Source organism: Oerskovia paurometabola, assembly GCF_016907365.1.
Lineage (GTDB): Bacteria > Actinomycetota > Actinomycetes > Actinomycetales > Cellulomonadaceae > Oerskovia > Oerskovia paurometabola.
In genome coordinates this window covers 803846-828271 of the sequence record NZ_JAFBBV010000001.1, presented here as the reverse complement: position 1 = coordinate 828271, position 24426 = coordinate 803846, and the positions used below count along the sequence as shown (strand labels likewise).

The 24426-nt window shown below is 73.5% G+C and carries 18 protein-coding genes; 8 read left to right on the top strand and 10 right to left on the bottom strand.

Features of this window, described 5'->3' with window-relative positions:
* Positions 1 to 65 precede the first annotated feature (65 nt).
* Entirely contained in the window at positions 66 to 1724 is a 1659-nt protein-coding gene (locus tag JOD48_RS03710; protein ID WP_307823954.1) for an FAD-dependent oxidoreductase, read from the bottom strand.
* Positions 1725 to 1873: 149 nt separating this feature from the next.
* Between JOD48_RS03710 and JOD48_RS03705 the strand changes: the two genes are divergently transcribed.
* Positions 1874 to 2749, top strand: a complete 876-nt coding sequence (locus tag JOD48_RS03705; RefSeq protein ID WP_204807449.1) for an HAD family hydrolase — start codon at positions 1874 to 1876, stop codon at positions 2747 to 2749.
* A gap of 399 nt (positions 2750 to 3148) precedes the next feature.
* Complete coding sequence (locus JOD48_RS03700) at positions 3149 to 4561, top strand: NAD-dependent malic enzyme (RefSeq protein WP_204807447.1); 1413 nt, start codon at positions 3149 to 3151, stop codon at positions 4559 to 4561.
* Positions 4562 to 4674: 113 nt separating this feature from the next.
* Here JOD48_RS03700 and JOD48_RS03695 read toward each other — a convergent pair whose 3' ends face one another.
* Genes JOD48_RS03695 through JOD48_RS03675 form a run of 5 tightly spaced genes read right to left on the bottom strand, consistent with a single transcriptional unit; the run spans position 4675 to position 9772 of the window.
* Positions 4675 to 5337: an ABC transporter ATP-binding protein gene (locus JOD48_RS03695; protein WP_204807445.1), complete on the bottom strand. Its 663-nt coding sequence runs from the start codon at positions 5335 to 5337 to the stop codon at positions 4675 to 4677.
* Positions 5337 to 6278, bottom strand: a complete 942-nt coding sequence (locus JOD48_RS03690) for an ATP-binding cassette domain-containing protein (RefSeq protein ID WP_204807443.1) — start codon at positions 6276 to 6278, stop codon at positions 5337 to 5339. The genes JOD48_RS03695 and JOD48_RS03690 overlap by 1 nt, the downstream gene beginning before the upstream one ends.
* On the bottom strand, positions 6275 to 7096 hold the full coding sequence (locus JOD48_RS03685; RefSeq protein WP_204807440.1) for an ABC transporter permease: 822 nt from the start codon (positions 7094 to 7096) through the stop codon (positions 6275 to 6277). Before JOD48_RS03685 ends, JOD48_RS03690 begins: the two co-directional genes overlap by 4 nt.
* Positions 7089 to 8177, bottom strand: coding sequence for an ABC transporter permease (locus tag JOD48_RS03680; RefSeq protein WP_307823953.1), 1089 nt, complete (start codon positions 8175 to 8177; stop codon positions 7089 to 7091). Before JOD48_RS03680 ends, JOD48_RS03685 begins: the two co-directional genes overlap by 8 nt.
* Positions 8174 to 9772, bottom strand: a complete 1599-nt coding sequence (locus tag JOD48_RS03675) for an ABC transporter substrate-binding protein (protein WP_204807439.1) — start codon at positions 9770 to 9772, stop codon at positions 8174 to 8176. Before JOD48_RS03675 ends, JOD48_RS03680 begins: the two co-directional genes overlap by 4 nt.
* Positions 9773 to 10127: 355 nt before the next feature.
* On the opposite strand from JOD48_RS03675, the gene acs reads away from it, so the two are divergent.
* Positions 10128 to 12158 carry an acetate--CoA ligase gene (gene acs / locus JOD48_RS03670; protein WP_191792138.1) on the top strand — a complete coding sequence of 677 codons (2031 nt, stop codon included), beginning with the start codon at positions 10128 to 10130 and terminating at the stop codon, positions 12156 to 12158.
* Positions 12159 to 12296: 138 nt separating this feature from the next.
* Here the strand turns inward: acs and JOD48_RS03665 are convergent, their stop codons facing one another.
* A complete protein-coding gene (locus JOD48_RS03665) occupies positions 12297 to 13151 on the bottom strand; it encodes a hypothetical protein (protein ID WP_204807437.1) in 855 nt (284 codons plus the stop codon).
* 177 nt (positions 13152 to 13328) lie between these two features.
* Here JOD48_RS03665 and JOD48_RS03660 point away from each other — a divergent pair, with 177 nt between their 5' ends.
* Entirely contained in the window at positions 13329 to 14012 is a 684-nt protein-coding gene (locus JOD48_RS03660; RefSeq protein ID WP_204807435.1) for a GNAT family N-acetyltransferase, read from the top strand.
* Between the two features lie 35 nt (positions 14013 to 14047).
* On the opposite strand, the gene recQ is transcribed toward JOD48_RS03660, so the two are convergent.
* Genes recQ through JOD48_RS03645 form a run of 3 tightly spaced genes read right to left on the bottom strand, consistent with a single transcriptional unit; the run spans position 14048 to position 18556 of the window.
* Positions 14048 to 15937, bottom strand: a complete 1890-nt coding sequence (recQ, locus tag JOD48_RS03655) for a DNA helicase RecQ (RefSeq protein ID WP_204807432.1) — start codon at positions 15935 to 15937, stop codon at positions 14048 to 14050.
* Entirely contained in the window at positions 15897 to 17312 is a 1416-nt protein-coding gene (locus JOD48_RS03650) for an MFS transporter (RefSeq protein WP_204807431.1), read from the bottom strand. The genes recQ and JOD48_RS03650 overlap by 41 nt, the downstream gene beginning before the upstream one ends.
* Positions 17309 to 18556: an NAD(P)-binding domain-containing protein gene (locus JOD48_RS03645; RefSeq protein ID WP_307823951.1), complete on the bottom strand. Its 1248-nt coding sequence runs from the start codon at positions 18554 to 18556 to the stop codon at positions 17309 to 17311. The genes JOD48_RS03650 and JOD48_RS03645 overlap by 4 nt, the downstream gene beginning before the upstream one ends.
* A gap of 174 nt (positions 18557 to 18730) precedes the next feature.
* Between JOD48_RS03645 and JOD48_RS20055 the strand changes: the two genes are divergently transcribed.
* From JOD48_RS20055 to JOD48_RS03625, 4 genes are all read left to right on the top strand, one after another.
* Positions 18731 to 20011: an alpha/beta hydrolase gene (locus JOD48_RS20055; protein ID WP_204807427.1), complete on the top strand. Its 1281-nt coding sequence runs from the start codon at positions 18731 to 18733 to the stop codon at positions 20009 to 20011.
* 64 nt (positions 20012 to 20075) lie between these two features.
* Positions 20076 to 21062, top strand: a complete 987-nt coding sequence (mshD, locus tag JOD48_RS03635; RefSeq protein ID WP_204807424.1) for a mycothiol synthase — start codon at positions 20076 to 20078, stop codon at positions 21060 to 21062.
* Entirely contained in the window at positions 21059 to 23392 is a 2334-nt protein-coding gene (locus JOD48_RS03630; RefSeq protein ID WP_239527323.1) for an RNA degradosome polyphosphate kinase, read from the top strand. The genes mshD and JOD48_RS03630 overlap by 4 nt, the downstream gene beginning before the upstream one ends.
* A complete protein-coding gene (locus JOD48_RS03625; RefSeq protein WP_239527322.1) occupies positions 23389 to 24411 on the top strand; it encodes an NUDIX hydrolase in 1023 nt (340 codons plus the stop codon). The genes JOD48_RS03630 and JOD48_RS03625 overlap by 4 nt, the downstream gene beginning before the upstream one ends.
* Positions 24412 to 24426: the final 15 nt, after the last annotated feature.

Below are 24426 nucleotides of genomic sequence, written 5' to 3'. Positions count from 1 at the left end.
CGTCGGGCCTGTGGAGAACCGGTGCCGCACCGCGCCTGTGGACGACGGCCGAGGGCGGTCCGGCCTCAGGGAGCGAGCGCGAGGTACTGGTGCGCGTACGCGATGACCATCCCGCCCTCGCCGACCCCCGCCGCGACCCGCTTGACCGAGCCCGAGCGCACGTCGCCGATCGCGAAGACGCCCGGCACGCTCGTCTCGAGCGCGAACGGCCGCCGGTCGGCCGTCCACCCTGGCGTGGCCGCCGCGTCCCCGCCCGTGAGGACGAACCCGTGCGCGTCCCGCGCGATCTCGGGCGCGAGCCAGCCCGTCACCGCGTCCGCGCCGATCATGACGAACACGACGGGCAGCGCACGCCGGGTCGTGGCCCCCGTCGAGGTGTCGAGCACGTCGAGGGACTCGAGCGCCCCGTCGCCGTGCAGGTCGGAGATCTGATGGCGCGTCTCGACGCGGATCCCGGGGTTCGCACCGATCTGGTCGATCAGGTATCGCGACATGCTCGCCCCGAGGGACGGCCCGCGCACCAGCATCGTGACCGACCGGGCGTGCCGCGAGAAGAAGATCGCGGCCTGCCCCGCGGAGTTGCCCGCGCCGACGATGCAGACGTCCTGCCCCTGCGCGAGCGCGGCGTCGCTGCGCGCGGCCCCGTAGTACAGGCCGTTGCCGAGGAAGCGGTCGACCGCGGGCAGCGCGAGCGAGCGCCACTCGACACCCGTCGCGACGATCACGACGGGAGCTCGCACCGTGTCGCCGCCGTCGAGCACGACCCGGTGCGCGCCCGGGTCGATCGCGCCGACCGTGCGCGTCACGACGATCTCCGCCCCCAGGCGCTGGGCCTGCGTGAGGGCGCGGCTCGCGAGGTCGTCCCCCGAGATGCCGTACGGGAAGCCCGTGTAGTTCTCGATGCGGGTCGAGGTCCCGGCCTGGCCGCCCGGCGCGAGGCTCTCGACGACGAGCGTGCGCAGCCCCTCCGCGGCCGCGTTGACCGCCGCGGTCAGCCCCGCGGGACCGGCCCCCAGGACGACGACGTCGTACTCGTCGTGCGCCGGTTCCACCGCGAGCCCCACCGCGCGGGCGACGTCCCGCATCGCGGGGTCGGCGAGCCGGGACCCGTCGCGGAGCTCGAGCACGGGGTGCACGACGTCAGCCGCGCCGTCGGGCTCGTCCTCCGGCTCGACCACGACCCGGTCGAACGGGACGTGGTTGCGCGTCAGGAACGTGGCGAGGTCCCGGACCCTCGCGTCGAACCGTGGGCCGATCACGCACGCCTGCGCGACGGGCTTCTCCGACGCGTGCGCCTGGAGCGCGTCGAGGTACGAGCGGGCGAGGCTCGCGACGTGGTCCGGCACGGAAGGGGCCATGGCCGCGAGCGTGTAGAACACGGGGGCCTCGAGCTTGATGACGCGCGACACCTCGGTCGCGCGACCGCTCGCCGGGAACGCAGTGCTCAACGTCATGGGGACCTCGCCGAAGAACGTGCCGGGCGTGCGCACCCCGATCACGCGTTCGGTGCCGGCCACCATCTTGGTGATCTCGGCCCGACCCTCGATCACGACGAAGAACGCGCGCTCGTCGCCCTCGTGCGCGAAGTACTCCCCCGGCAGGAGGCGGATGTCCTCGACGGCGCCCACGAGGAACTCGAGAGGCTCGGGCGGCAGGGGCTCGAACATCGCGACGGCGCGGAGCTCGGCGAGCGTGATCATGCGTGCCTCCAGCGGGCGGGCCACGGCGACGAAGGTCCGCGACCCCGGTGCCGCGGCGCTGTCCCCCGGTGAACGTACCGCGCGCGCGTGATCTCGACATCCGCTCGCGCGGGACCTCCCTGGAACCAGGACATACCGCCCCGCTGTCCGCCCGCAGCGGCTAGGCTCGCCGGGTGACCCATTCCCAGGACTCACCGCAGACCGGCCCTCGCCCCACGACCGGAGCCCGCGACGGGCGCCCGCGGAAGGTCGCCGCGTTCTTCGACCTGGACAAGACGATCATCGCGACGTCGTCGACCGCGGCCTTCTCCAAGCCCTTCTACGCGGGCGGCCTCATCAGCCGTGGCGACGTGCTGCGCAGCGCGTACGCGCACTTCCTCTACATGGTGGGCGGCGCGGACGCGGACCAGACCGAGCGCATGCGCGCGCACCTGAGCGCGCTCGTGACGGGCTGGGACGTGCGGACCGTGTCGCAGATCGTCGAGGAGACGTTGCACGAGTACATCGACCCGGTCGTCTACGCCGAGGCGGTCGACCTCATCGTGAGCCACCACGACCGGGGGCACGACGTCGTGATCGTGTCGGCGTCGGGGTCCGAGGTCGTCGAGCCCATCGCCGCGGTCCTGGGCGCCGACCACTACGTCGCGACCCGCATGGAGATCGTCGACGGACGGTACACGGGCGCGATCGACTTCTACGCGTACGGCGAGAACAAGGCGATCGCGATCCGCGAGCTCGCCGAGACCCACGGCTACGACCTCGACGCGTCCTACGCCTACTCGGACTCGATCACGGACGCCCCGATGCTCGCCGAGGTGGGCCACGGCTTCGCGGTCAACCCCGACCGGACGTTGCGGCGGCTGGCGGGCGAGAGCGGCTGGGGCACGCTGACGTTCACGCGCCCGGTCACGCTGCGCACGCAGCTCTCCCCTCCCCGGACCGCGGCCGTGGTCGGGGGGGCCGTGACGGTCGCGGTCGTCGCGTGGCTCGTGTGGCGGGCCGTGCGCCGGCGCACGGGCGGTGGGTCGCAGGAGGGCACCGCCGCGTAGCACGGCGCCCCTGGTCCGAGGGCGTCGGCGTTCGAACCGAGTCCTCGTTGTCCGGGTCCTCCCGGGTCGGGATCGAACACCCCGTGGAGGTTCGCGCGTTCGGCTCCCCACCCCTTGCGCCGCACCTGGGACAGGCGTATCACAGAGGGACAACAGCACCAGGGGCGGGCGGAACCCACGCGCGAGAAGTCCACGCATAGGACTGGCTGACCGGGCTTGACCCGTTGCAGCACTACCCTCGCAGCACGCCTGCTAACCCTCGCCCCGCTGGCGGGCACGGCGTCCCCCCGGGGGCGCCGTTCCCGTGTCCGGGCACGTGTGCATCGGCCCGGGGCCCGGGCGACCGCCCCGCCCGCCCGCGTGCAGCGGACGGTCCCTCGCGCCGAATACGCTGGCTCCATGACCTCAGCGCCGAGCGTGTCCTCGTCCATCACCGTCCGCCTCCAGGTCGAGGCCAGGCCCACCGCGGTCAGCGAGCTCACGACCGCGATCGAGCAGACCGGCGGGATCGTCTCGGCGCTCGACGTCACCGCGTCGGGCCACGAGCGCATCACGGTCGACGTCACGGTCGCGACGCGCGGCGAGTCGCACGCCGAGGAGATCGTCGCGGCGCTGCGCGCCCTGCACGGCGTGACGGTGGACCGGGTCTCGGACCGCACGTTCCTGCTGCACCTGGGCGGCAAGCTCCAGATCGAGTCCAAGGTCCCCATCCGCAACCGCGACGACCTGTCGATGATCTACACGCCGGGCGTCGCGCGGGTCTGCGAGGCCATCGCGGCCCACCCCGAGGACGCGCGCCGCCTGACGATCAAGCGCAACACGATCGCGGTCGTCACGGACGGGTCGGCGGTGCTGGGTCTCGGGGACATCGGTCCGCTCGCGTCCCTGCCCGTCATGGAGGGAAAGGCCGCGCTGTTCAAGCGGTTCGCGGACATCGACGCGTTCCCCATCGCGCTCGACACGCAGGACACCGACGAGATCGTGCGCACGGTCAAGGCCATCGCGCCCGTCTTCGCCGGGATCAACCTCGAGGACATCTCGGCACCGCGCTGCTTCGAGATCGAGCGTCGGCTGCGCGCCGAGCTCGACATCCCCGTGTTCCACGACGACCAGCACGGTACGGCGATCGTCGCGCTCGCCGCGCTGACGAACGCGCTCAAGGTCGTGGGCAAGGACCTGGCCGAGGTGCGGATCGTGCTGTCCGGGGCGGGGGCCGCGGGGACGGCGGTCCTCAAGCTGCTCCTGGCGGCGGGCGCGCACGACGTCGTGGTCGCCGACGTCGACGGCGTGGTCCACCCCGACCGCCCGGGCCTGTCGCCCGCGCTCGCGTGGACCGCGATCAGCACCAACCCGCGGCGCGTGAGCGGCACGCTCGTCGCGGCGCTCGTCGGGGCCGACGTCTTCATCGGCGTCTCCGCCCCGGACATCCTCACGGGCGACGACATCGCGACCATGGCGCCGGACTCGATCGTCTTCGCGATGGCCAACCCCACGCCCGAGGTGGACCCGGTCGAGGCCGCGCAGCACGCCGCGATCGTCGGCACCGGCCGCAGCGACTTCGCGAACCAGATCAACAACGTGCTCGCGTTCCCCGGGGTGTTCCGCGGTCTGCTCGACGCCCAGTCGCACAAGATCACCGACACCATGCTGCTCGCGGCGGCCCGCGCGCTCGCGTCGACGATCCACGAGGACCAGCTCAACCCGACGTACATCGTGCCGAGCGTGTTCAACCCCGAGGTCACGACCGTCGTGGCGGCTGCGGTCGAGGCCGCGGCCCGCGCGGAGGAGGCCACCGCGTCGTCCACCGTCTGAGCGGCGGCCTGCCTGGCTGGACCTCTCGACGAGGCGAGCTGCCCGACGGCGCCGCGCACCGCCGTCGGGCAGCGTGCGTCTTCCCTGGGGCCGGCCGGGCGGAGAGCCGGGGTTCAGCGCGGCGCCGGCGCCCGTCGCAGGTCCGCGAGCGCGTCGACCCGCGAGCAACACGCGGCGAGCAGCTCCTCGTCGTGGCTGATGAGGAGCACCCCCACACCCTGGCCGGCGGCCTCGGCCTCGACGAGGCGCACGAGCGTCGCGGTCGTCGCGGCGTCGAGCATCGCGGTCGCCTCGTCGCAGATCAGGTAGCGGGGCTGCTGCGCGAGCGCCCGGGCGAGGCACGCTCGCTGGAGCTGGCCGTCGGAGACCTGGTGGGGTCTGCGCACGAGGAGGTCCGGGGTCAGCCCCACGCGCGCGGCGACCCCCTCGACGTCGATCGGACGCCCGAGCACCTCGGCGGGCTGGGCGATGATCGAGCGCAACGTCAGCCGCGGGTCGGTCGACGCGCGGGGCGACTGGAACAGCATCGCCACGGACCCCCGCAGCTCCCGCTGGACCGCGAACCGCGTGCCCGTCGCGACCCGGTCGTCGATGCTCACGGTCCCCGCGCGCGGGGCGTCGAGCAGCGCCAGGACCCGCGCGAGCGTCGTCTTGCCCGTGCCCGAGGGGCCCGCCAGGCCCACGATCGTGCCCGCCGGGACGCTGATCGACACGTCCACGAGGACCGGGGGCTTGCGCCGGTAGCCGGCCACGACGCCGCGCGCCTCGAGGCTCATCAGGCCACCTCGTCGCGCAGCGTGCGGTACGAGCGGTCGCCGACCCGGACGAGGGTCGTCGGGCCGCCCGACTGCCGTGTCCCGGGGCGACGCAGGTGATAGACGCAGTCGTCGGGCAGGTCGGTGAGCTGCGGCGGCGACCCTGGCAGCGGGTGCAGCCCGCGCGAGGGCAGGGCGTCCAGGAGGTCGCGCGTGTAGTCGTGCCACGGGTCGTCGAACACCTCGGGCGCCGGACCCGTCTCCATGAGGCGCGAGGCGTACATGACCGCGAGCCGGTCGGCGACGCCCGTGCGGACCAGGGACGCGAGGTCGTGCGTGATGAGCAGGACCGCGGCGCCGTCGTCGGCGCACTCGCGCAGCAGCCCCAGGACCCTGTCAGTCAGCGCGCGGTCGAGGCTCGCGGTGGGCTCGTCCGCGACGATCACCGACGGGTCCCCCGCGAGCGCCCCGGCCACGGCGACGCGCTGCGCCATGCCGCCCGAGAGCTCGTGCGGGTAGCAGTCCAGGGCCGAGGGGTCGAGGCCCACGCGCACGGCCAGCTCGTCGCTGGTGCGCGCCGAGCCGAGTGCCGCGATCGTCTCGTCGAGCTGCGAGCGCGCGGTGCGCACAGGGGTCAGGTGCGTGGCCGCCGACTGCGGGACGAGGGCCGCGTGCCTCCCCCGGAAGGGTTCGCCCGCGAACACGTCGATGACCCCGTGCGGGGTGGTGACCCTAATCTCGCCGGTCCGGCGGGCCCCCACCGGGAGCTGGTCCATGACCGCCGAGGCCAGGATCGACTTGCCGCAGCCCGACTCCCCCACGAGCGCCGTGACGGTGCCGCGCGGGACGTCGAGGCTCACGTCGCTCGCGGCATGGACCACCGACCCGGACGGCAGCGGCAGGCGGACGGTGAGGTGCTCGACGCGCAGGCTCGAAGTGCTCGCAGTGCTCGAAGTGCTCATAGTCTCAGCTCCGAGGGCTGGGGCGGGGTGACGACCTTGCGCAGCGCCTGGCCCGCGAACGCGACCGCGAGCGTCACGACCACGAGCACCGCCGCCGGGAAGACGAGCGTCCACCACCCGCCCAGGAGCAGGGAGCTGCGCGCCTCCTCGAGGAGCGTGCCGAGGCTCGGCTCGTGCGGCGGGAGGCCGAAGCCCAGGAAGGACAGGGTGGACTCGTGCCACACCGCGTGCGGCAGCAGCAGCACGACCGCGATCAGCGCCTGCGGGGCCGTGGCCGGCACGAGGTGGCGCACCGCGACCTGTCGGCGGTTCGCTCCCGCCAGGACCGCGGCGTCGACGAACGGGCGCTGGCGCAGGCTGAGGATCTCCGAACGGACGATCCGCGCGACCTGCGTCCAGTGGGTCAGCGCGATCGACAGGACGATGGCCAGGAGACTCCCGCGGAACATCGCCACGATCACGATGCCGAGCAGCAGGTGCGGCAGGGCGTTGACCGCGTCGGTGCCCCGCATGATGATCCGGTCCGGCCACCCGCCCCAGAACCCGGCGGCCGTGCCGACCACGACCCCGATCACGGTCGCGAGCAGCGCGCACAGCAGCGCCACCAGGAGCGAGGTCCGGATGCCCGACGCGATGCGCACGAACAGGTCGCGGCCCGCCGAGTCGGTACCGAACAGGTGCTCGGACGACGGCGCCTGGCGGGCCTGCGCGAAGTCCGTGACCCGGTCGTCGACACCCGCGAGCCACGGGACCAGGACCGCGTAGAGCACCACGACCGCCAGGACCGCGCCCGCGACCACCAGGTGGCGCCTAGCCATCGGTGCTCACCCGGGGGTCCATCAGCGCGACGACCACGTCCGCGAGGAGGGACCCGAGCATGACGACGACCGTGGTCCCGATCGTCAGGAACGCCAGGAGCGCCATGTCGAGGTCCCGGGCCGACGTCACGATCGCGCCCGCCACCCCTGGCCAGCTGAAGACCTCCTCGACGAGGACCGCACCCACCACGAGCTCGGGCAGCCGCACCCCCACGATGTTGACGAACGGCGCGAGCGAGGTCGGCACGATGTGGCGGCGCGTGACCGCGCGCGTCGGGATGCCGCGCGAGACGGCCCCCGCGACGAAGTCCTCGCCCTTCGACGTCACGACGGACTCGCGCACCGCGAGCAGCAGCCACGGCACCTGCGCGACCGCGAGGACCACGACCGGCAGGACCAGGTGCCGCAGGACGCCACCGGCGGTGGGGTCGGCACCCGCGTCCGTGAGCCCCGCCGCGGGCAACCACCCCAGCGTGAGCGCGAAGACCGCGATCGCGGCGAGCGACAGGACGAACGGCGGCAACCCCTGCACCACGACGCACAGCGCCGTGACCGCCCGGTCCACGACCCCGCCGCTGCGCACGCCCGCCGTGATCCCCAGCAGGAGCGCGACCACGACCGCGAGCGCGAGCGCGGTACCCGCGAGCAGCAGCGTCCACGGCAGGCGTTCCGCGACGACCTGCGCGACCGGCTGGTTGAACGACCGCGACAGGCCCAGGTCCCCGCCGAACAGGTCCTGCAACCACCCCCAGTACGTCGAGTACCAGGGTCGGTCGAACCCGAGCTGCTCCGAGATGATCGCCTTGTCGGCCTCGGTCGTGGTCATGTACCGGGTGCCGAGGTAGCCGACGAGCGGGTCGAACGGCGAGTACTTCGCCGCCGCGAACAGGCCCGCGGAGACGGCCGCCGTGACGGGCAGGATGAACAGCAGGCGGCGCCCCACCATGGCCCAGACGTCGCGGTGGCGCCCGCGGCGCAGGTCCCGGACCGAGGGTGCGGCGTCCTCCCCGGGGCGGGAGGCGCCGTCGGGCTCGGCCGGCTCGGCCGGACGCTCCCCGCGCCCTGCCTGGACCGTGGTCACCGGTCTCTCGTCCAGGACTGCAGCGACCACCACGGTCCCCACGTCACGCCGTGCGCGTGCGGTTCGAGGACCGGGCCGGACATCGTCCACCCCGCGTCCTTCGAGACGTACGTGTGGTCGAGGAACACGAGGTACACGTAGCCCGGGTCGTCGATGTACGCGTCCTGGACCTGGCGGTAGGCCGCGTCGCGCTCGGCCTGGTCGAGGCTGCGGCGCCCTACCTCCAGTGCGGCGTCGACCGTCGCGTCCTGGTAGTCGCTGGGATTGTCGTAGATGCTGCCGACGTCGGGCTGGACGAACACCGAGCTCAGGGCGCCGTACGCCTGCGTGTCGGGGTCGAACGGCTCGTCACCGCCGCCCAGGAGCGTCGAGTCGGTGTTGATGCGCGGGTCGATCCGGTCCCAGGACAGCGCCTCGAGGTTCACCTCGACGCCGACCGCGAGCGCGTCGGACGCGAAGGCCTGCGCCAGGTCGCGGCGCACCGTGTCGACCGAGTTGTACATGAGCGCGATCTGCGCGCGCTGCCCGTCCTTGACGCGGATCCCGTCCGGGCCCACGACCCAGCCGGCCTCGGTGAGGATCTGCTCGGCCCGCGCCGGGTCGTACGCGAAGACCGCGCCGGGCTCGTACGCGTCGCCGTACACCTCGGGGATGGGGGTGGCGGCCACGCGCCCGTGGCCGCCCAGGACGTCGTCGATCATCGACTGCCGGTTCGCGGCCAGGTTGAGGGCCATGCGGACCGCGGGGTCGCCCGAGACGGGGTTGTCGGTGGGCAGGGACAGGCCGCGCCAGTCGGCCGAGGTGTGCGCGGTGACCGTCGTGCCGTCCTTGCCCTCGAACGTGTTCGCGAGCAGCGGCGGCAGGTTGGTGCCGTCGATCTCGCCCGAGGCCATGCGCTGCGCGCGCGTGTTGTCGTCGGGGACGTAGAGCAGCGTGAGCCTCTTGACCTCGGGCGCACCGTCCCAGTAGTCCTCGTTGGCCTCGAGGACCGCGCGGTCGGGGGACAGGTCGACGAGCGTGTACGGCCCGGTCCCGACCGGCGCGGTGTTGAGCGCGGAGTCGGCCGCGAGGCCGGGGGTCGCGACGGCCTCCGACGGCACGATGCCGATGAGCATCTTCGTCAGGAGCGGCGCGTACGAGTAGGCGAGGTGGAGCTCGACCGTGTCGTCGCCCACCTGGACGACCTCCTCGATCATGTCGAACGACGAGCGTGCCTCGGACGCGGACGCGGGGTCCAGGATGGCCTCGTACGTCGCGACGACGTCCTCGGGGCCGAACGTGCTGCCGTCGGAGAACGTGACGCCCGGGCGGATCTTCACGGTCCACACGGTCGCGTCCTCGTTGGCCGTGGGCAGCTCGGCGGCGAGCGCGGGCTCGAACCCCGGCATGCCCTCGCCCCCGGTGAGGCGGACCAGGCCGTCGTACATCTTGGCCTCGCCCGCGGCCCCGAAGCCCGCGACGGGGTTGTACCCCCCGAGCTCGTACCCGTCGGCGAGCACGATGCCCTCGGTGCTCCCGCCCGGGCTCGTGCCGTCAGCGCTCCCTCCCGGCGCGGTGCACGCGACCAGGGCCAGGACGCCGCTCAGGGCGACCACCGGAAGCACAGGACGTACTGCTCGAGACAGCGCCACGACGTTCCCTTCGCAGTGCGCAGCGCTGCGCACCTGGGTCAGTAGTTCGGGTTCCCGCCATCGTGGCACCGTTGCGACCGTGTCGCATGAGGAACCGGCCCGACGACGGCGCGCACCGTTTTGTCAGCACCCTCGCCATTTTCGAGAAGCAGTGACGCCGGTCACCCGTTGGGGTCTAGACTCGCCCAGTCGGGGCAGGACAGGCCCCGTCGCTCGACGTGTCTCGCACCCCTCCCACCACCTCGCGGGCGGAGGGGATCTCACGTCACGAGCCCCGCACCAGAGTCGATGCGCACCGGAGGTAAGAGTGCCTGAGAATGTGACCACCACGGAGAACCAGGTCGACGGGCAGCCCGAGTCGCCGGGTCTGGAGAACCTTCTCCACGAGGAGCGCAGCTTCCCGCCCAGCCCTGAGTTCGCCGCTCAGGCCAACGCCCAGCCGGCCCTGTACGAGGAGGCCAAGGCCGACCGTCTCGCGTTCTGGGCGCGTCAGGCCACCGAGCTTGTCTCGTGGCGGACGCCGTTCACCGAGACGCTCGACTGGTCGAACGCGCCCGTCGCGCGCTGGTTCGCCGACGGCACGCTCAACGCGGCGTACAACGCGGTGGACCGTCACGTCGAGGCGGGCAACGGCGACCGCGTCGCGATCCACTTCGAGGGCGAGCCGGGCGACACGCGCACCGTCACCTACGCGGACCTGCAGCGCGAGGTCTCGCGCGCGGCCAACGCACTGAACGCGCTCGGCGTGACCACGGGCGACCGCGTCGTCATCTACCTGCCCATGATCGTCGAGGCCGTCGTCGCGATGCTGGCCTGCGCCCGCATCGGTGCCCCGCACTCCGTGGTGTTCGGCGGGTTCTCGGCCGACGCGCTGCGCAGCCGCATCGCGGACGCCGAGGCCAAGGTCGTCATCACCGCGGACGGCGGCTACCGCCGTGGGTCCGCGTCGGCGCTCAAGCCCGCGGTCGACGAGGCCCTCGCTCCCAAGGAGGGTGCCGAGGCCACGACGGTCGAGCACGTCCTCGTGGTGCGACGCACCGGGCAGGACGTGGAGTGGACGCAGGGGCGCGACGTCTGGTGGCACGACGCCCTCGAGGCGGCCGACGTCCAGCACACGCCCGTGTGGGTCGAGGCCGAGCACCCGCTGTTCATCCTCTACACGTCGGGCACCACCGGGAAGCCCAAGGGCATCCTGCACACGACGGGCGGCTACCTGACGCAGGCGTCGTACACGCACAAGAACGTGTTCGACCTCAAGGCCGAGACCGACGTCTACTGGTGCACCGCGGACATCGGGTGGGTCACGGGCCACTCCTACGTGACGTACGGTCCGCTGCTCAACGGCGCGACGCAGGTCATCTACGAGGGCACGCCCGACTCCCCGCACCAGGGCCGCTGGTGGGAGATCATCGAGAAGTACAAGGTCTCGATCTTCTACACGGCGCCCACCGCGATCCGCGCGTGCATGAAGTGGGGCGAGGAGATCCCGAACAAGTTCGACCTCACGAGCCTGCGCGTCCTGGGCTCGGTCGGTGAGTCCATCAACCCCGAGGCGTGGATGTGGTACCGCCGCGTCATCGGCGGCGACAAGGCACCCATCGTCGACACGTGGTGGCAGACCGAGACGGGCGCGATCATGATCTCGCCCCTGCCGGGCGTGACCGCGACCAAGCCGGGCTCGGCCCAGGTGCCGCTGCCGGGCATCGTCGCGGACGTGGTCGACGACAACGCGCAGCCGGTGCCGAACGGAGGAGGCGGCTACCTCGTCCTGTCGGAGCCGTGGCCGTCCATGCTGCGCGGCATCTGGGGCGACCTCGAGCGCTTCAAGGACACCTACTGGTCCCGCTTCCCGGGCATCTACTTCGCGGGTGACGGCGCCAAGAAGGACGAGGACGGCGACATCTGGCTGCTCGGGCGCGTCGACGACGTCATGAACGTCTCGGGCCACCGCCTGTCGACCACGGAGATCGAGTCCGCGCTGGTGTCGAACCCGCTCGTGGCCGAGGCCGCGGTCGTGGGCGCCACGGACGAGCTGACCGGCCAGGCCGTGGTCGCGTTCGTCATCCTGCGCGGCGAGCACGCGGCCCGCGCGGCTGACCCGGAGGGGGCCGCGGCCGTCGAGCTCGAGCTGCGCAACCACGTGGCCAAGGAGATCGGGCCCATCGCGAAGCCCCGCAAGATCCTCGTGGTCCCCGAGCTGCCCAAGACGCGCTCGGGCAAGATCATGCGCCGCCTGCTGCGCGACGTGGCCGAGAACCGCACCGTCGGGGACGCGACGACCCTCGCGGACTCGTCCGTCATGACGCTCATCGCGTCGGGGCTGGCGAAGCCGGCGGGCTCGGAGGACTGAGGCGGGCCCGGCGCGCCGAGCTGTTCGGTGCGCCGGGCGACCGGCACCCGAGGCCCGACAGGCCTCGGGTGCGGACGCCGCACGTGGCGCGCTCCGCCGTCGGGCCTCGTGGCTTCCCCGGCCTGCCGGGGGGGCGCCCTACGCCGGCTCGGGAGCGGCGTCCTTCGACGGCCCGACGCCGTCGCTCGCCTCCCCCGCCTCGGCCGCCTCGTTCGCAGGGCTCGTCGCGAGGACCACGCAGCCCGCGAGCGCGACGAGCGCCGCGACGGCGACCGCCGGGTCCCAGCCCGAGCGGATCGTGTCACCCAGGACGGCGATGCCCACGGCCCCCGGGACGACGACCTCGACGACCGACAGGATCGCGGCGTTCGTCCCGACCTTGCCGTGCTCGAGCGAGCGCAGGTAGGCGAGCGCACCCACGACCCCGAACACGACGATCGCGATCGCGAGCGGCTGGAAGATCGTGTCCCAGATGTCCCCCGAGGCGTGCGCGCCTCGGGCTGCGACGGCCGCCCCCGAGTACCCGAGCGCCCCGATCAGCGCGAGCAGCACAGGGGTCCCGGCCTTGTAGAACACCAGCGCCAGGACCGCGAGCCCCACGGCCACCCCGATGAGCACGGGCGTGAACCAGTCCGGCGGGACAGGTGCGGGCTGCTCACCGCCCGCGATCCCGAGCACCACGAGCGCTGCCACAATGGCCGTCATGGCCGCGACGTCGATCCGCCGCATGGGCACGGACAAGAACATCCTGGCGAGCAGCACCGTGACGACGAGCGAGCTCGCGAGCACGGCCTGGACCACGAACAGCGGCAGGTGGTCGAGCGCGACGAGCGAGAACAGCCACGCGACGAGGTCGACCGTGAACGCGAGGATCACGAGCGGCTGCCGCACCACGGCGAGCCCCTGCGCGCGGCGGGCCGCGACGGCCTGCATGACGGTGCTGACGCCGTAGCCGATCGCGGCGGCGACGGCGGCGAGCAGGCTGAGGAGCACGGGACCAGTCTCCCCGGTGGGAGCGGGCGGCGCGCGGCGACGCGCCCCGGCCGGGTCGCCGCGACCAGCGAGGTCCAGGGGCCGCGCTCGCTCTGACCCGTCCGGGTGCGGGTTCTGTCACACGAGCCTCCCCTGCCGTTCACGGGGTCGAAACGCACCGTGGCTACGGTGACGGCCATGCGCATCGAACCCCTCACCTTCCCCGCGCCCGGTGGCGGCGCGCTCACCTCCCCGTCCCGCCACGGCGGGGCTACGGTCCGGTCGGGCCGTCCGGGGGGATCCGGCAGGCCCGGCCAGGACGGCCGCTCCGCCCCGGGCCGCCCGGGGCCGGCGAGCGCCCCGGCCGGGCTCTCGCTGCTCGACAGCCTCGCCGCCAGGACGGCCGACCTGTCGCACCTCGCCGACGTGCTGGTCGACTGCGTCCAGGGCGGCGCGAGCGTCGGCTGGGTCGAGGCACCGACCAAGGAGGCTGCGACGGCCTGGTGGTCCGCGTTCCTCGCAGACCCTGACCACCGCACGTGGGTCGGTCGTGACGAGTCGGGGAGGATCGTCGCGACCGCCTCGCTCGCCCTGACCTCGAAGGCCAACGGCACGCACCGCGCCGAGGTCGTCAAGCTCCTGGTCCACCGTCAGGCGCGCGGTCACAGGTTCGCACCGGGGCTCATGGCGACGATCGAACGCTTCGCACGCGCCGAGGGGCTCACGCTGCTGACGCTCGACACCGAGACGGGCAGCCTGGCCGAGTCCCTGTACCGGCGCTGGGGGTGGACAGAGGTCGGCGCCGTCCCCGGGTTCGCGAAGGTCGCGGGGGGCGCGCTCGTGTCGACGACGATCTTCTACAAGCTGCTCGGCGGACGCTGACGGCACACGCCCGGACGCCGCACACCGGACTCGCGCTACCCCTCCGCGAGGACCTCCAGGATCGCGGCGCCGTACCGCTCGCGCTTGGCGGCGCCGATCCCGCTGACGTCGGACAGGTCGTCGATCGAGGCGGGGTGGCGCTGCGCGAGCGCCCGCAGGGTCGCGTCGTGGAAGACGACGTAGGCCGGTACCCCGCTCTCCTTCGCGGTCGCGCTCCGCCAGGCGCGCAGCTTCTCCATGCGCGCCGCGGCGTCGGGGGTCAGCTCCGCGTCGGCGGCAGCGGCCGCGGGCTTGCGGGTGCGCGAGGCCTTGGTCCGCACGTCCCGGCGCAGCCGGACCTCCTGCGCGCCTCCGAGCACCGGGTCCGCGGCCTCGGTCAGGCTCAGGGTCCCGTAGCCCTCGCTGTCGACGCCGAGCAGGCCCTGCGCGAGGATCTGCCGGACGACCGTGCGCCACTCGGTGGCGCTGAGGTCCGCGCCGACCCCGAAGACGGGCAGCTGGTCGTGCCCGAGCGAGGTGACCCGCGGCGTCGACTTCCCGGTGAGGATGTCGACGACGTGCCCGGCGCCGTAGCGCTGCCCCTGACGTTCCAGGCGCAGGACGGTCGACAGGACCTTCTGCGCGGCGACGGTCCCGTCCCACGACTCGGGTGGGGTGAGGCACGTGTCGCAGTTCCCGCACGCGGGCCCGTCCTGGCCGAAGTACGCGAGGAGCTGGACCCTGCGGCACGTGACGGTCTCGCACAGGGCGAGCATCGCGTCGAGGTTCGCGCCCATCCGACGCTTGTGCGCCGCGTCGCCGTCGGACGTGTCGATCATGCGCCGCTGCTGGACGACGTCCTGGAGCCCGTACGCGAGCCACGCGGTCGAGGGCAGGCCGTCTCGTCCGGCGCGGCCCGTCTCCTGGTAGTAGCCCTCGACCGACTTGGGCAGGTCGAGGTGCGCGACGAACCGCACGTCGGGCTTGTCGATGCCCATGCCGAACGCGATGGTCGCGACCATGACGATGCCGTCCTCGCGCAGGAACCTCGACTGGTTGGCTGCGCGCAGGGTGGCGGGCATGCCCGCGTGGTAGGGCAGCGCCGGGATCCCGTGCGCGTTCAGGTGCTCGGCGGTGGTCTCGACCGAGGCGCGCGAGAGGCAGTAGACGATGCCCGCGTCCCCGGCGTGCTCGGCCCGGATCAGGTCGACGAGCTGGGTGCGCGGGGAGTCCTTGGGCGCGATGCGGTAGGTGATGTTGGGGCGGTCGAAGCTCGAGACGAAGGTGCGCGCGTCGTGCAGCTCGAGCCGTCGGACGATCTCGTCGGCCGTCTGCCGGGTCGCGGTCGCGGTGAGCGCGATCCTCGGGACGTCGGGCCACGTCTCGGCGAGCACCGTCAGCCGCAGGTAGTCGGGTCGGAAGTCGTGGCCCCAGGCCGAGACGCAGTGGGCCTCGTCGATCGCGAACAGGGACACCTTCCCCGCCTGCAGGAGACGCACGGTCTCGGGCACCCCGAGGCGTTCGGGGGCCAGGTACAGCAGGTCGAGCTCTCCGGCGAGGAAGGCCTCCTCGACCGCGCGGCGCTCGGGCAGCGACTGGGTCGAGTTGAGGAACCCGGCGCGTCCCCCGAGGGCGGACAGCGCGTCCACCTGGTCCTGCATGAGGGCGATGAGGGGCGAGACGACCACGCCTGTCCCTGGCCGCAGGAGCGCGGGGATCTGGTAGCACAGCGACTTGCCCCCACCTGTGGGCATGAGGACGAGCGCGTCCTGCCCGCGCAGGACGGTGTCGATGATCTCCGCCTGGTCGCCCCGGAAGCGGTCGTACCCGAAGACGGTCGTCAGGACGTCGAGCGCGGTGCGCGTCTCGGGCAGGGCGGATGCTGTCACGGGGTGGGTGCTTCCTTCACGCTCGGGTCGGCCGGTGTCCGGGGGATCGCGGCCCATCCTTCCTCAGGAGGCTGCCCGCGACCAGCACGAGGTAGGCGACGAGCAGCGCTGCGGCGCCCCAGGACAGCGCGGCGTAGGACGAGACCGCGATGACGATCCCGGCGAGCACCCCGCCGACTGCTCCGCCGAGGTTCATCGCGAAGTCGGACAGTCCCTGGACCTGGGTCCGGTCGGTCGCGGGCGTCGCGTCGATGAGCAGCGCCGACCCGGCCACGAGCCCGCACGACCAGCCCACGCCGAGCAGCACGAGCCCGACGGTCAGCCGCGCCGAGTCGTCGCTCGGCGCCCCGGCGACGATCACGGCCGAGGCGAGCAGGATCGCGCCGCCCACCACGAGCACGCGGGAGTGGCCGACCTTGTCCGCGGCCCACCCGATCACGGGGCTGAGCACGTACATGCCCGCGATGTGCGCGCTGATGACGATCCCGATGATCTGCAGGCTCGCTCCGCCGTGCCCCATGTGCACGGGCGTCATGGACATGAGCCCGACCATCACGAGGTGGCTCACGACGATCGCCGCGAGCGCGAGCTGCGCGGCGGCGGACGCGCGGATCACGGCCCACCCGGCGGCGAGCCCGGCGCGGAAGCCCGGGCGCGGCGGCGCCGGGGTGCCGGTGGGGCTCGGCACGTCCACGAGGCCCGACGGCGCCGCGTCGGCGGGTGCGCGGGCGGCGGTCCGGCTCGTGCCCGCCACCGCACGGGCCGCGGCCACGTGGAGCGGGTCGGGGCGCAGGAGCAGCCAGACGGAGGCTGCGGCCGCGGCGAACGCGAGGGAGGCGACGAGCAGCGGTGCGGCGGACGTGCCGTGCGCACCGTGCTCCCCGGCCGGGCCGGGCAGGAGGCCGAGCTTCTCGGTCGCTCCGGCGAGGTTCGGTCCGAGGACCGACCCGATGGTCGTCGCCCAGATCACGACCGAGAGGTCGGTGGCGCGGCGTTCGGGGCGGGCGAGGTCGGTCGCGGTGAAGCGGGACGCGAGGCCGGTCGCGGACCCTGCCCCGAACAGGAGCATCCCGGCGAGCAGGAGGGGCCAGGTCTGGAGGAGGGTCGCGGTCGCCGCAAGGAGCGCTCCCAGGAACGCGACGACGTACCCGGTGGTGAGCGACCGGCGTCGGCCGTGGCGTTCGGCGAGGCGTGAGAGCGGCAGGGCGACGATCGCAGCGCCGACGACGGCCGTGGTCTGGGCGAGGCCCGCGACGGCGTCGGAGCCCGAGAGCTCGGACGCGATGAGCGAGCTCACCGAGATACCGGTCGCGACCCCGATCCCACCGAAGACCTGGCTTGCGGCGAGGACGGAGACGGTCCGCCGCTGGACGCGGTCGACGGGCTGGTCGACGGTCGGGTCGGCAGGCTCGGGCAGGGGTTCGGGGGTCACCTCGGCAGCCTAGTGGCGGGCGCCACCACCGAGCTGTCAGTGCGAGCGTGACCTGGGTCCCTCGCTGGTACCGACATCTCCGTGTCGAGGACCCGCAGCACGGCCCGCACCGCCTCCCGCCCGGCCCGGTTCGCCCCGATGGTCGACGCGCTCGGCCCGTACCCGACGAGCTGGACGCGGCGGTCGGCGACCACGGTCGGCCCGTCCATCACGATCCCGCCCCCGGGGCCGCGCAGCCCCAGCGGCCCGAGGTGGTCGAGCGCGGCGCGGAAGCCCGTGGCCCACAGGATCACGTCCGCGCCCTGGTGCGTCACGCCGTCGGGACGGACGCCGGGGTCCCACGCGACGCCGTCGGGCACGACGCGGGAGAACATCGGCAGGCGCCGCAGGACGCCCGACGCGATGCCCGCCTCGTACGCGGGCGTGAGCGGCAGGCCCGTGACCGACACGACGCTCTCCGGCGCGAGACCCGCGCGCGTCCGCTCGTCGACGAGGGCCACGGCGTCGCGCCCCCGGTTCTCGTCGAACGGGCCACCGACCCACACGGGCTCGCGGCGCGTGACCCACGTGGTCGAGGACGCGTGGGGAGCGATCTGGAGCAGGAACTGGGTCGCGGACGCGCCGCCGCCCACGACGACCACGCGCTTGCCCGCGAAGTCCTCGGCGGCACCGAAGTCGTGCGTGTGGAGCTGCGTGCCCGCGAACGTCTCACGGCCCGGGTACCAGGGCCAGAACGGCTTGGTCCACGTCCCGGTCGCGTTGACGAGCGTCCGGGCGCGCCAGGCCACGGGCCCGTCGGGCGTGGTCGCCTCGACGAGCAGCGCCCCCGACGCGTCGTCGCGCACCTCGCGCACCGCGACGGGCCGCAGCACCCGCAGGTCGTTGACCTGCTCGTACGCGCCGAAGTACCGCCCGACGGCGGTGCTCGCGCTCTCCTGCGGGTCGCCCGCGTCGAGGGCCAGGCCGGGCAGGTCGTGCACCGCGTGCGTCTGCGCCATCGTGAGCGACGGCCAGCGGAACTGCCACGCACCCCCCGGGGCGGGCGAGGAGTCGAGCACCACGAAGGTGCGCGGGGCTCCCGCGGCCGCACCGTCGTCGGGTGCGCTCGACGGACGGCCGTCACGCCCGAGCGGGACGAAGCCCCGCCGCCGCAGGTGGAACGCGGCCGAGAGGCCGGCCTGTCCGGCGCCCACCACGAGGACGTCGACGTCGAAGGGCTGTGCCTGGGCGGACGAGGTGCTCACTCCCGTTCCAACCCCGCGCGCGCCGGGACTCATCCGGGACCGCCCGTGACGCGCCGCACAGCGGGCCGGGCATGCGCGCGCACCGCGGGGACGGCCCGTGAACGTCCGGTGGACCTTGGCGGCCGCCTGGGTGTCCGCCCGGTGCGACCTGTGCGCAGCGGGCACCCTGGAGGGGTGACCCCGTTCGACGTCCTTCCCGGCGCGCCCCTGCCGGGCGCCTCGCTGCTGTCCTCGTCCGTGCCGCTCCCCGAGCCCGAGACCGGCACGACCCTGCCCCCCGCGGTGCTGCGCGAGCTCGCGGGACGCAGCGACTGGGTGTCGTCGTGGTGGACGGTCGGGCTGCTCGCGGCTGCGGCGGTCCTGGTCGCGGTCCTCGTCGCGTGGGACCGGCGGCGGCGCGCTGCGGCGCGCCGCGCGGACCCCGGCGACGGCGCGGACGGCGGCGCCGACGGCGGCGCTCGCGGGCGCGGGCGCGGCGCGTGGCGCACCTGGGTGGGGACCGTCGCGTCGGGGCTCCTCGTGATCCTGGCGGTCACGGCCGCGGTCAACGCGTACGCGGGCTACGTGCCCAACGTCGCGGCCTTCCGGACCACGATGGCCGGGTGGGGGCTCGTCGACCCGCCGCCCAGCCACCGGGACGAGCCGTCGGAGCGCGCCGGTTCGTCGAAGGCGGGGTCGGTGACCTCGACCCCTGTCACGGCCCCCGACCTGCGCATGGCCGACGGCACGACCTGGGTCTACACGCCGCCCGGCTTCGACCCTGCGGCGGCCACGCGCTACCCCGTCGTCTACCTCTTCCACGGCAGCCCGGGGCAGCCGAGCGACTGGTTCGCCGCGGCCGACAGCGCGAACGTCATGGACACGCTGCTGGAGGCCCGCCTGGTCGAGCCCATGATCCTCGTCGCGGTCGACGTCAACGGGCAGGGCCCCTCGGCGCGGGACACCGAGTGCCTCGACTCGACCACGGGCGGCGCCCAGGTCGAGACGTACGTGACGGACGTGGTGATCCCCTGGGTCGACGAGAACTTCCCGACCGTGCCCGACCGCGCGCACCGCGCGATCGGCGGGATGTCCTCGGGCGGTTTCTGCGCGCTCAACCTGGGACTGCGACACCTCGACACGTTCGGCGCGATCATGGCGCTCGAACCGTACGGCGACCCGGGTGACGGCGGCCGCAAGATGCTCGCGACGCGGCAGGAGTTCGACGCCAACTCCCCCAGCCACTACCTCCCCACCATGGACTTCCCCGAGCCCGTCGCGGTGTTCCTCGACGGCGGCACCGAGTCGCCCCGCAAGGACCGCGAGGCCAACCGCCGGCTCGCCGCGGTGCTCACCGAACGCGGCCAGACCGTCGAGCTGCGCGAGGAGAAGGGCCAGGGGCACACGTGGGCCATGGTCCACGTGGGCCTGCCGTACGGGTTGATGTTCCTCTCCGAGCACCTGGCGCAGCCCTGAACCGGACGCTCGACGACCCGCCGACGACTCGGTGACCGCGCGCCCGACGTGATGGGATGGAGCCATGCGCTCCCCCCTCGAGATCGGCCCGCTCGACCCGGCCACCGCGGACGAGGTCCGCGCCCTGGCCGCGGCCGCCCAGCAGTCCGACGGCGTCGCCCCCCTCTCCGAGCAGCCCCTCCTGCGCCTGGGCGTCGACGACGAGGACCTCACGCACGTCGTCGCGTACGACGACGAGGGAACGGTCACCGGATACGCCCAGGTCGACCGCGGCGGCGACGTCGCGAGCGCCGAGCTCGTGGTGCACCCGGCCGCGCGCCGCCGTCGGACCGGGCGCATGCTGCTGCGCACCGCGCAGCGCGACGCGACCCTGCCCGCGCGCTCGGGCGAGCCGGGCCAGCACGGCGGCGTCCTGCACGTGTGGGCGCACGGCGACCTCCCCGCCGCGCGGGCGTTCGCAGCCGACGCGGGGCTCGTCGTCGTGCGCGAGCTGTGGAAGATGGGGCTCGACCTGCGGTCCGGGACGTGGGAGCGCCCCGAGGTGCCCGCGGGCCTGAGCCTGCGCACGTTCCGCCCCGGTCCCGACGACGCAGCGTGGCTCCGCGTCAACGCGCGCGCCTTCGCGCACCACCCCGAGCAGGGCCGCCTCGACCAGGCCGACCTCGACGCCCGCGTCGCCGAGGACTGGTTCGACCCCGAGGGCTTCTTCCTCCTCGAGCGCGCGGACGGCTCGCTCGCCGGTTCGCTGTGGACCAAGGTGCCCACCGACCAGACCGGAGACGTGCGCGAGGGCGAGATCTACGTCGTCGGCGTCGACCCCGACGCCCAGGGCCAGGGGCTCGGGAAGGTGCTGACCGCCGTGGGGCTCGCGCACCTCGCCGCGCGCGGGCTCGACCGCGCCGTCCTCTACGTCGACGGCGACAACGCCGCCGCGACGAGGACCTACCTCGGGGCGGGGTTCGGCAAGGACACGGTCGACGTCCAGTACGGCCCGCCGGCAGTGAATCCCGTCACCCAAAGTTCACCGAGTGATGCCACCATGAAGTCATGACCGACTCCACCGTCCGTCCCGGCGTCCGCACCCCCGCGCGCCCGGACCAGCAGCCGGAAGCCGTCCGGGCGTCCAGCCCGCGAGCCGTCCTCGACCCCGAGCTCGCGGCGCACATCGCCGAGCACATCGCCGAGGAGGAACCGGTCACGGGCACGATCGACGTGGAGGTGCTCGACGCCGCGCCCCTGCCTGCCGACCGCTTCGCCGATCGCGAGCTGAGCTGGCTCTCGTTCAACCAGCGCGTGCTCGAGCTCGCGGAGGACGAGTCGCAGCCGCTGCTGGAACGCGTGCGGTACCTCGCGATCTTCGCGTCGAACCTCGACGAGTTCTTCATGGTCCGCGTCGCAGGCCTCAAGCGACGCATCGCGACGGGCCTCGCGGTCACGGCCGCGTCCGGGCTGACCCCGCGCCAGGTCCTCGACGCGATCAGCGAGCGCGCGCACGAGCTCATGTCCCGCCACGCCGCGGTGTTCTCCGACCAGGTGCAGCCCGCGCTCGCGACCGAGGGCATCTCGCTGCTGCGCTGGGAAGAGCTCGACACGCGCGAGCAGGAGCGCCTGCACAAGTTCTTCCGCAAGCAGATCTTTCCCGTCCTCACGCCGCTCGCGGTGGACCCCGCGCACCCCTTCCCGTACATCTCGGGGCTCTCGCTCAACCTCGCGGTCGTCGTGGTCAACCCGACGACGGGCAAGGAGCACTTCGCGCGCGTCAAGGTGCCGCCGCTGCTGCCGCGCTTCATCGCGGTCGACTCGCGCGGGCGCCCGTCCGCACCCAGCTCGCAGGCCGCCGACCCGGACAAGGGCCCCACGTCGTTCGTGCCGCTCGAGGACGTCATCTCGCAGCACCTCGACCACCTGTTCCCCGGCATGGAGGTGCGCGAGCACCACACGTTCCGCGTGACGCGCAACGAGGACGTCGAGGTCGAGGAGGACGACGCCGAGAACCTGCTCCAGGCCATGGAGAAGGAGCTGCTGCGCCGCCGGTTCGGCCCGCCCGTGCGCCTCGAGATCGCCGACGGGATCAGCCCTCGCATCCGTCAGCTCCTCGTGCGAGAGCTCGACGTCGCCGACGACGAGGTCTTCAAGCTCACCGCGCCGCTCGACCTCACGGGGCTCAACCTCATCGCGGACCTCGACCGCGCGGACCTGCACTACCCGCGCTTCGTGCCGACGACGCACCGCTTCCTCGCGGAGGTCGAGAGCGCGAGCCCGACCGACGTGTTCGCCGCGATCCGCGACCGCGACATCCTGCTGCACCACCCGTACGACTCGTTCTCGACGTCGGTCCAGACGTTCCTGCAGCAGGCCGCGGCCGACCCGAACGTGCTCGCGATCAAGCAGACGCTGTACCGGACGTCGGGCGACTCGCCCATCGTCGACGCCCTGATCGACGCGGCCGAGGCCGGCAAGCAGGTCCTCGCGCTCGTCGAGATCAAGGCCCGCTTCGACGAGCAGGCCAACATCTCCTGGGCCCGCAAGCTCGAGCAGGCGGGCGTGCACGTCGTGTACGGGATCGTCGGGCTCAAGACCCACTGCAAGCTCTCGCTCGTGGTCCGCCAGGAGCCCGAGGGCCTCGTGCGCTACTGCCACGTCGGCACGGGCAACTACAACCCCAAGACCGCACGCCTGTACACGGACCTCGGGCTGCTCACCGCGGACCCCGAGGTCGGCCAGGACCTCACGCGGCTGTTCAACCAGCTCTCCGGCTACGCACCCCAGTCCCGGTTCCACCGGCTCCTCGTCGCGCCCCGCTCGGTGCGCTCGGGGCTCGTCGAGCGGATCGAGCGCGAAGCCGTCGCGGCTCGCGAGGGGCGCGACGCGTGGGTCAAGTTCAAGGTCAACTCGGTCGTCGACGAGACCATCATCGACGCCCTGTACCGGGCCTCGCAGGCCGGTGTGAAGGTCGACCTCGTGGTGCGCGGGATCTGCGCGATCCGCCCCGGGGTCCCCGGACTGAGCGAGAACATCCGGGTCCGGTCCATCCTGGGCCGGTTCCTGGAGCACTCGCGGATCTTCGCGTTCGCCAACTCGGGCGGGCCCGCGATCGCTGACGGCCCCGAGTCCGGGCCCGAGGTCTTCATCGGGTCGGCCGACCTGATGCACCGCAACCTCGACCGCCGCGTCGAGACCCTGGTGCGGCTCGTGGACCCCCAGCAGGTCTCGGACCTGATCGACCTCATCGACGTCTCGATGGACGACGGCACGGCCTCGTGGCACCTGCAGAGCGACGGGTCGTGGGAGCGGCACGCGGTCGGCCCCGACGGTCCGCTCATGGACATCCAGTCGACCCTGATCACCCGACAACGCCGGCGGCTGGGCATGGGTCGATGAGCTCGTCCTCGTTCGCCCCGCTCGTGGACATGCTCGGCCCCACGCACGTCCCCCACGCCCCCGTGATCGAGTCCGCGGGCGGGCTCGTGTGGCGGGTGCGCGACGGTGAGCTCCAGGTCAAGCTGGTGCACCGGCCGCGCTACGACGACTGGTCGTGGCCCAAGGGCAAGCTCGACCCGGGCGAGGCCTTCCAGACGGCCGCGGTGCGCGAGGTCGCGGAAGAGACGGGCAGGCCCGTCGTCCTCGGCGTACCGCTGCCGGGGCTCCAGTACCTCACGCCCGAGGGCCGTGTGAAGCGCGTGCACTACTGGGCCGCGCGGCAGGCCAAGCGGGTCCGCGACGCGGGCCCCCTCGCCGCGCGTGCGCCCGTGCCCCCGGTGTCCGTCGACGAGATCGACGACTCCGTGTGGCTCGGCGTCGAGGACGCGGCCCGGCGCGTGACCCGCAAGGCGGACCGCGGGCCGCTCGCGGCGCTGGCCGAGGAGTTCGCCCAGGACCGGCTCGCGACCCGCGTGGTCGTGATCGCCCGCCACGGCAAGGCCGTGACCCGCGCGGCGTGGCACGGCGCCGAGGAGGACCGGCCCCTCACGCCCGCGGGGCACGCGCAGTCGGCCGCCCTGGTGCCCGTGCTCGCGGCGTACGGCGTCAATGCCGTGGTCACGAGCCGGTGGAACCGCTGCGAGCAGACCATCTCTCCGTACGCCGAGGCCGCGCGCCTGGACCGGATCTCGATCGACCACCTGTCCGAGGCCCAGCACGAGCGGTCGCCGTCGCGCGTCGCACGCACGGTGCGCGAGCTCCTCGAGTCCGAGCGGTCGACCGTGCTGTGCACCCACCGGCCCGTGCTGCCCACGGTGCTCGACGTCCTGGGCCAGCACTCGCGACGACCGGTCGCGAACGCGCTGCCGAGCAGGGACCCGTTCCTGGAGCCGGGCGAGATGCTGGTCGCGCACGTCGCGGACACGGCCAAGGGCCCGAGGGTGCTCGCGGCGGAGAAGGTCGCACCGCCGCTGCACTGACGTGGCGGGTGCCAG

Coding starts and splice junctions, on each gene's coding strand:
- JOD48_RS03700 (WP_204807447.1), top strand. CDS start 3,149: ATGACCTCAGCGCCGAGCGTGTCCTCGTCCATCACCGTCCGCCTCCAG.
- JOD48_RS03695 (WP_204807445.1), bottom strand. CDS start 5,337: ATGAGCCTCGAGGCGCGCGGCGTCGTGGCCGGCTACCGGCGCAAGCCC.
- JOD48_RS03690 (WP_204807443.1), bottom strand. CDS start 6,278: ATGAGCACTTCGAGCACTGCGAGCACTTCGAGCCTGCGCGTCGAGCAC.
- JOD48_RS03685 (WP_204807440.1), bottom strand. CDS start 7,096: ATGGCTAGGCGCCACCTGGTGGTCGCGGGCGCGGTCCTGGCGGTCGTG.
- JOD48_RS03660 (WP_204807435.1), top strand. CDS start 13,329: ATGCGCATCGAACCCCTCACCTTCCCCGCGCCCGGTGGCGGCGCGCTC.
- recQ (WP_204807432.1), bottom strand. CDS start 15,937: ATGGGCCGCGATCCCCCGGACACCGGCCGACCCGAGCGTGAAGGAAGC.
- mshD (WP_204807424.1), top strand. CDS start 20,076: ATGCGCTCCCCCCTCGAGATCGGCCCGCTCGACCCGGCCACCGCGGAC.
- JOD48_RS03630 (WP_239527323.1), top strand. CDS start 21,059: ATGACCGACTCCACCGTCCGTCCCGGCGTCCGCACCCCCGCGCGCCCG.
- JOD48_RS03625 (WP_239527322.1), top strand. CDS start 23,389: ATGAGCTCGTCCTCGTTCGCCCCGCTCGTGGACATGCTCGGCCCCACG.